Source organism: Caulobacter sp., assembly GCF_017744445.1.
In the GTDB taxonomy this organism is placed as follows: domain Bacteria; phylum Pseudomonadota; class Alphaproteobacteria; order Caulobacterales; family Caulobacteraceae; genus Caulobacter.
Window position 1 is genome coordinate 1 of the sequence record NZ_JAGIBH010000029.1, and the last position, 10129, is coordinate 10129.

The following is a 10129-nucleotide window of genomic DNA, read 5'->3' on the forward strand; positions in this document are numbered from 1 at the left end:
GAATTCGGCGACGATCCGCTTGGGCTCGACCGAGTTCTTGGCGAAGTGGCCGCGCAGGGCCTTCGAGGTGTTCTTGGCTTTCTTGGCGCCGGCGCCGAGTTGCAGGGCGGTGTAACCGTCCTTCTCGACCGTGCGCTGGCCCGTGACTTGGCAACCGTCGAGCGACAGGACGGTGACCGGCACGTGCTGACCGGCTTCGTCAAAGAAGCGGGTCATGCCGAGCTTCTTGGCGATGATGCCAGTGCGTTGAGTGGGGAGAGTCATGGATCGGCCCTCCTTACAGCTTGATTTCGACGTCAACGCCGGCCGACAGGTCGAGCTTCATCAGCGCGTCCACGGTCTGCGGAGTCGGGTCAACGATGTCGAGAACGCGCTTGTGCGTACGGATCTCGAACTGCTCGCGCGACTTCTTGTCGACGTGCGGCGAACGGTTGACGGTGAATTTTTCGATAAGCGTGGGCAGGGGGATCGGGCCCCGTACCGTCGCACCCGTGCGCTTGGCCGTATTCACGATCTCGCGCGTGGAATGATCCAACACGCGGTGATCGAAGGCCTTGAGCCGGATGCGGATGTTCTGACGATCCATATCGCTCGGTTTCCTAGTGGGCTGCGCCCGCGTCTCGAACCATTTCAAAGACCAACCCGAACCCCCAGATGGGAGCCCGTACGCAGCGTCCGCAAAACAAATGACCCCAACAGTTGCCTGCCGGGGGTGATGACCAGAATTGCGCCCCTCCCGAGAGAGGTTAGCGGCGCTATGTCCGGGCGTCTCGCGAACCGCGTTTGAGCCCTAGAGCTCACAGCCGGTCCAACAGAGGCGCGCTTGTACGTTCCGGAATCGGTTTCGTCAAGCGCTCTGTCCGGTTCGTCTCGTCCGATAAGGACTCGAGTCGTCGGGCGGGTTCTGAATAGGCGCCCTACCCCGCCCGCGCAAGACCCTCGAAAACATAACGCCGGTTCGCTTTTAACGTTTTCAGGTCAAAGCAAGACAAGAACGTGCGCACGCTGGCGCGTAGGCGAAATTCTCGTCTCCGCAAGTGTCACAAAAATGCATTATTCGGTCCGCAAGCGCCCGCCGACGTCTTGAGCGGCCAGGCGAAGCTCCATAGATGCCGGCCCTCCTCGACGGACTGGGCGGCCCTCCCCCCAACAACGACCGTCCAGCCAGCCGAGGAGCCACTGTTGTGTAAGGGGATAGACCCAAATGAATACGAAGCTCTTCGCCACCGCCGCCCTGATCGCCGCCGCCGTCTCGGCCCCGGCCTTCGCTCAGAACGTCGGCTCGGTCGGCGCCGCCGTGAACTACACGGACCTGAACACCCGCTTCGGCGGCAATGACGGCACCTCGGTCGTCATCGACGGCTCGGTCGCCATCCCGCTGCAAGGCGCCTGGACCGTGACCGCCAACGGCGACGTCTCGATCTCGGACAACGACCTGTCGGACGAAACCGTCGCCTCGGGCGCCGTGCACCTGACCACCAAACTGGGCGACACCGTCCGCGTCGGCGGCTTCACCGCCCTGTCGCGTCCGTCGAACGACACCCTGTGGGCCGTCGGCGCCGAAGCCCAGAAGTACCTGAACAACGTCACGCTGACGGGCGTGGTCGCCTACGGCCAGTCGAACGACCTGGACGCCGACCTGTACACCGTCCGCGGTGAAGCCCGTTACTTCGTCTCGGACAACTTCCGTCTAAACGCCGGCGCTGGCTGGTCGCGTATCGACACCAACATCAACGCCGACCTGTGGGACGTGAATGCCGGCGGCGAATACAAGTTCGCCAGCACCGGCTGGTCGACCTTCGCCAAGTACACCCACGCGGAGTCGAAGGACCTGGCCAAGCTGAACTCGGACGCCGTCAAGTTCGGCTTCCGCTACACCTTCGGCGGCAGCCTGAAGGATCGTGACCGCGCCGGCGCCGACCTGGCCACGGCCGGCGATCTGTTCGGCTTCGGCGTCCGCTAATCCCGGACGCTGGACCTCAAGGTCCGGACATGAAGAAGGCCCCGGGAGCGATCCCGGGGCCTTCGCTATATATAGAGTGTGTTAAGCTCGCTTAGCGGCCGATGATCACGTCGCCCGAGCCCGCCACGTGCTTCTTGACCGGGCCGTTGACCTTGGCGATGCGGACGTCGCCCGAGCCGGCCACCGAGACGTCGACACTGTCGGCCTCGCCGTTGAAGTCGACATTGCCCGAGCCCATCACATTGACGTCCACCGAGCGGCTGCGGCCGCCGGCGACGGTGATGTTACCCGAACCGGCGATATTGCCTTCCAGCTTCCCGGCGATGCTGGCGGTCGTGACGTTGCCCGAGCCGGCGATATTGATCTCCAGATCGCCGCCGATGGCCTGGGTGCTGACGTCGCCCGAACCAGCCAGATTGATGTCGGCCGAAGCGGCCGAGCCGGTCTTGGCGTCGCCCGAGCCGGCCTGGCCCAGCTTCAGCTCGCCCTTGGTGTTGGCCACGGTCCAGTCCCCGCAACCGGCATTGGCCAAATCGACGCTGTTGGAGCGACCGATGTCGCCGAACACCGCGCCGCCGGCCTTGACCTTGACGTCCATCGGCACGCGGACAGCGATCTGCGGGAAGTTGTCGTAGGACACCTCGCCCACGCCGCGCACCTTCACCCAGACCTTGCCGTCGCGGCTGTTGCAGCCGTTGATCTTGTTCATGCGCAGGTCGCCGTCGACGACGACCCCGTCGCCGTTCTTGCTGACGCTCAGCGGCAGGCTGGCATTGGTGGTCAGGAACTCGACCTTCACGTCGCTGCGGTTCTCGGGGATCACCACAACGCGGGCGACGGCGTCCTTGATCTTCACGGAAGGCGCGGCCTGGGCGACGCCAGCAGCGGAAACAGCGGCGGCCAGTACGGCCAGGGTCGTCAGAGCTCGCATCGATCTTTCCCCTCGGATGCGTTGAATTCGATGAGGGGAAGCTATCGAGGGTTTGTCACCGGTTCGACTTAATTCGGGGTCATGACCTCGAAGTCATAAACCACCGGTCGACTAGTCGACCATCAAGGCCGCCAAGCCCAGACCCAGGCCCAAGCCCAGACCGATCCCGGCGCCCACTTTCGGATGACGCCGGTTCAGGGCCGCCATGAAGCTGGCCCCGCCCCGCAGTTGGCCCACCAGGCTGGGCTCGCAGGCGACGATACGATCGAAGCGGCGCGCCAGGCGCGAGGCGCCGGCGATCCGCATGGAATTGCCGCGCGCTCCCATCCGGCGTTCGATCACCCCTTCGAACACCACCTCGGCCGGATCGGCGAAGTCGTGCTTGTAGGCGTCGGCGTCGACGCCGAAGTCCACGCGCGTGATCCCCCGCGCGGCGGCGGCCTCCAACGTGTCCAGAGTCATCAGGCCGCCCGGCGAGTACTTGCCATAGGCTGGATCGTAGATCGGGAACCACAGATGATGCCGCGCGCCCGAAGTCAGGCCCAGCTCAGCGGCCACCAGCTTGTCGCCGGCCTTCAGCGCCGCCACTCGCAGGCCGAAATCCGGAAGGTCGATCGTGGCCAGCTTGCGGATCAGCTCGGCCGTCCAGCCGCAGGCGAAGACATCATACTGGTGGGTGCGGATGATCTGGGCCCGCTTGTGGTCGATGATGTAGTCGACCTGCGTCAGGGTCGGGCGCTCGAACGTGAAGGTCAGCGGACCGTGGTCGCGCTCCAGCGCCCGGCGACGGCGGCGCTTGTCCTTCAGGAACCGCGCGTCGCGGCCGGCCAGATAGGCGTCGAAGCCTTGAGAAAGGTCGGCGGCCATGGCCCGACGTGGCGACAGGCCGGAAAGGTCCGCCTCCCCCGCCGCGACCAGACCGCTGACACGAGCGCGGTGCACGCCTTCCAACTGGGGCAGCAGATGGGCGATGTCGAAGCCCGGTTCGGCGACCAGGCCGTGGAAGTCGCTGAGCGGCGCGGCCAGCGGCTGGATCAGCCCGCCCCGCTGCTGGAACGGCAGGAAGCCCCTCACCGCAACGCCCTCACGGATCACGGCGACACGGGCGCCCGGCGCGACCTGGGCGGCGACCTCTATAAAGCGTGGATCGAAATAGGGGCTGGCCAGCACCGGGTCAGCCGCGCGGAAGCCGCGCCAGAGCTCAAGCTCGGCGGCTCCCAGTTGCGAGGCTTCGACAGCCTCGACGACGACACCCTCGCGTTTCACGCGGCCCACTCCCGTTCGGGTTGGGGCCATTAAGCCTATCGGCTCCTAACAATCGCTTTAGTTGCGAAATGTGTCTGCGGGCCCCATCACCGGCCAAGGGACTTGGTGTTTGCGCAGACGGACCGGCGCGGACTTATAGGCCGGCGTGCCCGAGCGCTGGTCGTGATCATCCAGCGACACCACGACATTGGTCTCGGGATAGTAGGCCGCCAGGCAGCCCGCCGGGATCTCGCGCGCCACCACGGTGAAGGCCCGCACGATCCGCTCACCGGTCTCGTCAAACGCCGCGCCCAGGTCGACCAGGTCGCCTTGGCTGAGCCCCATCCGCGCCATGTCGTCGGGATTGGCGAAGATCACGTCGCGCCGGCCGAACACCCCGCGATAGCGGTCGTCATAGCCATAGATGGTGGTGTTGTACTGGTCGTGGCTGCGCAGGGTGGTCAGGATCATCACATCCGGATCGCCCCGGCGCGGATCGCCGCCCTTGGGATCGTGGACGATGAAGTTGGCCTTGCCGGTCGCCGTTTTCCACACCCGGTTCGACGGCCCCACCGGCAGGCGGAAGCCACCGGGAATGCGGACCTTGTCGTTATAGTCCTCGAACGCCGCCGGGAAGACACGGGCGATCAGGTCGCGGACGGCGTCGTAATCGTCGGCCAGCGCCGGCCAGTCGATCAGCGGATCCTCGCCAAACGTCGCCGTCGCGATGCCGCAGACGATGGCCGGCTCGGACATCAGGTGCTCGGACGCTGGCGGGTTCAGGCCGCGCGAGGCGTGGACCATCGACATCGAGTCCTCGACCGTCACCGACTGGCGCACCCCGGCCCGCACATCCAGCTCGGTGCGGCCCAGGCACGGCAACAGTATCGACTCCTTGCCGATCAGCATGTGGGTGCGGTTGGGCTTGGTGGCGACGTGGACGGCCAAATCCAGCTTGCGCATGGCCGCGAAGGTCCGCACCGGATCGGGCGCGGCCACCGCGAAGTTGCCGCCAAGGCCGATGAACAGCTTGCTCTCGCCGCGCTCGATAGCCTCGATCGTCTCCACGACCGTATGGCCATGCTCGCGCGGCGGCTCGAAGCCGAAAACGTCCCGCAGCGAGTCCAGCATCGCCGCCGACGGCTTCTCCCAGATGCCGACCGTGCGGTTGCCCTGGACGTTGGAGTGGCCGCGCAGCGGGCAGATCCCCGCCCCCGACCGCCCGATATTGCCCTTTAGCAGCAGCAGGTTGACCAGTTGCTGCACCGTTCCGGAGCTGTCGCGATGCTGGGTTAGGCCCATGCCGTAACAGAGGATGGTCGCCTTGGCCTTGGCGTAGATCGCCGCCGCCTCCTCGATCCGGGCGCGCGGCAGGCCGCTGCCCGCTTCGATCGTCGCCCAGTCCTGGGCCTCGACCGACGCGACGAGCGCCTCATAGCCGGCGGTGTGCTCCAATATAAAGTCGTGATCCAGGACGCCGCCGTCGCGGGCCTCCATCGCCAGCAGCGCCTTCATCATGCCCTGCATCAACAAGGCGTCGCCGCCGATCTTCAGCTGGAAATAGGCCGAGGCGATCGGGGTCGAGCTCAGGGTCGCCATCTCGACCGGATCCTGCGGCGACGCGAACTTCTCCAGCGACCGTTCCTTCAGCGGATTGAAGGCCAGGATCGTCGCGCCGCGCCGGCTGGCGTCGCGCAGCGTCGTCATCATCCGCGGATGGTTGGTGCCGGGGTTGTGGCCAAAGCACAGGATCAGGTCGGCGTGATCGAAGTCCTCCAGCGTCACCGAGCCCTTGCCCAGGCCGATCGAGTCCGGCAGGCCCACGCTGGTCGGCTCGTGGCACATGTTCGAGCAGTCGGGGAAATTGTTTGTCCCGAAGCGTCGCGCCATCAGCTGATACAAGAACGCCGCTTCGTTGCTGGCCCGGCCCGAGGCGTAGAACTCGGCCTCATTCGGATCCTTCAGCGCCTTGAGGCCTTCCGCCGTCCGGGCGAATGCCGCCTCCCAGGTGATCGGCTTGTAGCGGTCGTCGGCCGGGTCATAGGCCATGGGCTCGGTCAGCCGGCCCAGGTCCTCGATCGCGTGATCGGTCCAGGTCAGCAGCTCGGTCACGGTGTGTTGGGCGAAGACCTCCGGCGAGGCGCGCTTGGACGTCGCCTCCCAGGCCACGGCCTTGGCCCCGTTCTCGCAGAACTCGAAGGACGAGGTGTGCTTGGGGTCGGGCCAGGCGCAGCCGGGGCAGTCGAAGCCCTCGGGCTGATTGGCCCGCATCAGGGTCTTGCCGCCCTCGACGATCGTCTCCTGGTCGGCCAGCGCTCCGGCCACCGCCTTCAGAGCGCCCCAGCCGCCGGCTGGCATGTTGTACGGCCGGACGCCGTCGACCTTCTTCTCGGACATCAGGCCGGCTCCAGCATGGTTTCGATCAGACGCTCGCCGCCAGCGAACACCGCATGGCCGTCGGCGCGCGCCAGGGCGACCAGGGTCAGGTTCGCCTCCTCAGCCTTGGCGATGGCCAGCTCGGTCGGGGCCGAGACCGCGACCAGGATCGGACAGCCCATCCGCGCGGCCTTCTCGACCATCTCGAACGAGCAGCGGCTGGTCACGACCACGAAGCCCGCCGCCGCGTCGGTCCCGGCCCGGGCCAGGGCCCCGGCCAGTTTGTCCAAGGCGTTGTGGCGGCCGACATCCTCTCGGACCGACAGCAGCGAACCCTCAGCATTAAAGAAGGCGGCAGCGTGGGTGGCGCGGGTCAAGCGGCCTAAGGCCTGCTGCTCTTCCAGAGCCGCCAAAGCGCGCGGGATGGCTTCGTGCCGGATGCGCACGCCTTCGCCCAACACCGGCAACGGCCGCACCGCGTCGGCCAGGCGCTGAACGCCGCACAGCCCGCAGCTGGAACGCCCCTCCAGGTTCCGGGGTCGCGCTTTCTTGGCGAGAGCGCCCGGCGCCAGGCGGACGTCGACCAGGATCCCCTGCTCTTCTTCCTTGGCCTTGATCTCCAGCACCTCCTCGGCCCGGGCGATCGCCTCGGTGACCACGAAGCCCAGGGCCAGCTCTTCCAGGTGCTCGGGCGTGGCCATCAGCACCGTGTGCGGACGGCCGTCGAACGACAGGCCGATGGCGGTCTCTTGCGGCAAGGCCCGCGCGAGCGGCTCGAGGGCCTGTCCGGGACGCCATTGCGCGCCGGGCCGGCGGGAGGATGGGGAACGCGACATGCTCCGGAGCCTACTCCGCAGGCGCCCAACGGTATAGTCGATGACGTCACGACGGGTTTGTTCAAGACCGTCATCGTTCGGCGCGTGACCGAACGCCGATCCTGGCGCAAACATAGGCCCATGGCAGGCTCCACCTTCGACACCCGACGCGCGCAGATGTTTCCTCGGCTGGAGGCGGAGGAGATCGATCGCCTGCGCCGCTTCGGCAAAGTGATCCACGCCCAGGCCGGTTCGGCCCTGGCCACGGCCGGCGTCGCCTCGCCCGGCCTGTTCGTGGTGCTGGCCGGCCGCGTGGCCATCAGCCGCCGCGACGCCCATGACGAGAGCCAGCCGATCGTCGAGCACGCCGCCGGCCAGTTCGTCGGCGAGATCGCCCAGCTGTCGGGGCGTCCCTCCCTCGTGGACGTCACCGCCATCACCGCCGTCGAGGCGCTGCTGATCGAGCCGGAGCGCCTGCGCGCCGTGCTGGTCGCCGAGGCCGAACTGGGCGAGCGGATCATGCGCGCCCTGATCCTGCGCCGGGTCAGCCTGATCGAGACCGGGGCCGGCGGCCCGATCATCATCGGCCGCGAGGCCGACGCCCAGGTCATCCGCCTGTCGGGCTTCCTGGCCCGCAACGGCCACCCCTACCAGAACCTCGACCCGGACCAGATGGACTGCGCCAAGGTGCTGATCCAGCGCTTCCAGGTCGACGACAGCGAACTGCCGATCGTGCTGTGCCCGAACGGCGAGATCCTGCGCCAGCCGACCAACCACCAGCTGGGCCGCTGCATCGGCCTGGTCGGCCCGATCGACGCCGACCGCCTGTATGACGTCGCCATCGTCGGCGCCGGTCCGGCGGGCTTGGCCACCGCCGTCTATGCCGCGTCCGAAGGCCTGTCGGTGCTGGTGCTGGACAGCCGCGCCTTCGGCGGCCAGGCCGGGGCGTCGGCGCGGATCGAGAACTATCTGGGCTTCCCCACCGGCATCACCGGCATGGCCCTGATGGGTCGCGCCTATGGCCAGGCGCAGAAGTTCGGGGCCGAACTGGCCATTCCCGACGAGGTCGCCTCGCTGGTCTGCGAGGATGACGGCCGGCACCGCTACCGCCTGTCCCTCGCCAGCGGCGAGACCGCCCAGGCCAAGACCGTCGTGATCGCCAGCGGCGCCCGCTATCGCCGGCTGGACGTGGACAATCTCGACAACTTCGAAGGCGCCTGCGTCCACTATTGGGCCTCGCCGCTGGAGGCCAAGCTGTGCGCCGGCCAGGAGGTCGCGCTGGTCGGCGCCGGCAACTCCGCGGGCCAGGCGGCCGTCTTCCTGGCCAGCCAGGTCAAGAAGGTCTGGATGATCGTGCGCGGCGAGAGCCTGGCGGCGACCATGTCGCGCTACCTGATCGACCGCATCGAAAGCACGCCCAATATCGAGGTCGTGGTGAAGAGCTCGATCGTCGACCTGGAAGGCGATGAAGGCAAGCTGTCGGCCATCCGCTGGCGCGGCCCCAATGGCGTCGAGACTGCCCAGTCGATCAGCCACCTCTTCCTGTTCATCGGCGCCGCCCCCAACACCGCCTGGCTGACCCACTGCCATGTCGAGCTGGACAATCACGGCTTCGTCCGCACCGGGACGGACCTCGCGCCGGGCCATCCGTTGCTGCAGACCAGCCGCAAGGGCGTGTTCGCGATCGGCGATGTCCGGGCCGGTTCGGTCAAGCGCGTCGGCGCCGCCATCGGCGAAGGCGCCCAGGCCGTCGCCGCCATCCACGCATACCTCGCTGAGGCCTGAACCATGACCTGCACGCACGGCGACGCGATCCAGATGGTCACGCCCGGCACGAAGGGCTGCGAGGAATGCCTCAAGGCCGGCGGCTGGTGGGTGCACCTGCGCCTGTGCCGGACCTGCGGCCATGTCGGCTGCTGCGACGACAGCCCCAGCAAGCACGCCACCGCCCACTTCCGGGCCACCAAGCACCCGATCATCGAGGGCTATGACCCGCCCGAAGGCTGGGGCTGGTGCTTCGTCGACGAGGAGTTCGTCGAGCTGCCGGACCAGACCCCCCAGGTCGGGCCTATCCCGCGCTTCGTGGGCTAGGCTAACGCTCCAGGGCGCCCTTGCCGGCGATGATCTTGTCGCGGAACTTCTCGATCCGCGCCACGCGCGTCGCTGATTGCTTGGCCTGGTTCAGCGCGAAGAGGTAGCTCTTCTGGCGGCCCGGCGTCAGGGCATGGAAGGCCTCGGCCAGCTCCGGATCGGCGTCCAGCGCATCGGTCAACTCGTCTGGCACATCGATCTGGCGCTCGGTCTTCGGCGGCTCGGTCCCAGCCTCGGCGTGATCCATCAGCTGGCGCAGATAGGCCCGGATCACCGGCTCCAGCTCGACGACCTGATCATTGGCCGTGAAGCGGATCATGCCCGGCGTCTGGCTGTTGGGCCCCTGCGGCTCCAGCACGCCCTCGCTGTCGACCAACAAGCCGGGGTTCAGGAAACTGAGCCGGAAGTCGCCCCGGAACGCCCCGAAGATCGCGATGTTGCGCCCGGCGTGCATGTAGCACGGGTGCGCCCACTTCACCGTCTCCGTGAGACCCACGTCCAGGCAGATGCGGCGCAGGGTATTCAGCCCCTCGATCCATGGCCGCGTCGAGCAGTCCGGCGTCGCGAACCGATCACAGCGGCCGCAGCCCTTGGTGAAGAAGTCGTCGGGATCGGTGATCATCGCCATGGCCTTCTCCTTCCATCTTTTCGGACATAGCAAAAGGCCCCGGAGATTGCTCTCCGGGGCCTTCGCTTAGATCAGTTCAG

At 67.2% G+C, this 10129-nt stretch carries 9 protein-coding genes and 2 pseudogenes; 3 read left to right on the top strand and 8 right to left on the bottom strand.

Annotated features, from left to right (window positions below):
* The 3 genes and pseudogenes from J7528_RS23080 to J7528_RS23090 form a co-directional block, all read right to left on the bottom strand.
* A pseudogene (locus J7528_RS23080) lies at positions 1-264 on the bottom strand (50S ribosomal protein L3); the annotation flags it as partial.
* Positions 265-277: 13 nt separating this feature from the next.
* Positions 278-586, bottom strand: coding sequence for a 30S ribosomal protein S10 (gene rpsJ, locus J7528_RS23085; protein ID WP_004616952.1), 309 nt, complete (start codon positions 584-586; stop codon positions 278-280).
* 13 nt (positions 587-599) lie between these two features.
* A pseudogene (locus tag J7528_RS23090) lies at positions 600-801 on the bottom strand (hypothetical protein).
* Between the two features lie 403 nt (positions 802-1204).
* Here J7528_RS23090 and J7528_RS23095 point away from each other — a divergent pair.
* The gene (locus J7528_RS23095; protein ID WP_291879530.1) at positions 1205-1963 is read left to right on the top strand and encodes a hypothetical protein; all 759 of its coding nucleotides are present in this window, start codon (positions 1205-1207) and stop codon (positions 1961-1963) included.
* Positions 1964-2054: 91 nt separating this feature from the next.
* Here the strand turns inward: J7528_RS23095 and J7528_RS23100 are convergent, their stop codons facing one another.
* The 4 genes from J7528_RS23100 to fdhD all read right to left on the bottom strand — a co-directional run bounded on the left by J7528_RS23100 (position 2055) and on the right by fdhD (position 7273).
* Entirely contained in the window at positions 2055-2894 is an 840-nt protein-coding gene (locus tag J7528_RS23100; protein ID WP_291879532.1) for a DUF2807 domain-containing protein, read from the bottom strand.
* Between the two features lie 111 nt (positions 2895-3005).
* Entirely contained in the window at positions 3006-4160 is a 1155-nt protein-coding gene (locus tag J7528_RS23105; protein ID WP_291879534.1) for a GNAT family N-acetyltransferase, read from the bottom strand.
* Between the two features lie 57 nt (positions 4161-4217).
* Entirely contained in the window at positions 4218-6536 is a 2319-nt protein-coding gene (locus J7528_RS23110; protein ID WP_291879536.1) for an FdhF/YdeP family oxidoreductase, read from the bottom strand.
* Positions 6536-7273 carry a formate dehydrogenase accessory sulfurtransferase FdhD gene (gene fdhD / locus J7528_RS23115; RefSeq protein WP_291879539.1) on the bottom strand — a complete coding sequence of 246 codons (738 nt, stop codon included), beginning with the start codon at positions 7271-7273 and terminating at the stop codon, positions 6536-6538. The genes J7528_RS23110 and fdhD overlap by 1 nt, the downstream gene beginning before the upstream one ends.
* 198 nt (positions 7274-7471) lie before the next feature.
* Between fdhD and J7528_RS23120 the strand changes: the two genes are divergently transcribed.
* Together J7528_RS23120 and J7528_RS23125 are read left to right on the top strand one after the other, a co-directional pair.
* Positions 7472-9115 (top strand): FAD-dependent oxidoreductase, encoded by a 1644-nt coding sequence (locus J7528_RS23120; RefSeq protein WP_291879542.1) that lies wholly within the window; start codon positions 7472-7474, stop codon positions 9113-9115.
* Positions 9116-9118: 3 nt separating this feature from the next.
* Positions 9119-9421: a UBP-type zinc finger domain-containing protein gene (locus J7528_RS23125; RefSeq protein WP_291879545.1), complete on the top strand. Its 303-nt coding sequence runs from the start codon at positions 9119-9121 to the stop codon at positions 9419-9421.
* A 1-nt stretch (position 9422) separates the two neighbouring features.
* Here J7528_RS23125 and J7528_RS23130 read toward each other — a convergent pair whose 3' ends face one another.
* Positions 9423-10049 (bottom strand): YdeI/OmpD-associated family protein, encoded by a 627-nt coding sequence (locus J7528_RS23130; protein ID WP_291879548.1) that lies wholly within the window; start codon positions 10047-10049, stop codon positions 9423-9425.
* Between the last annotated feature and the right edge of the window lie 80 nt (positions 10050-10129).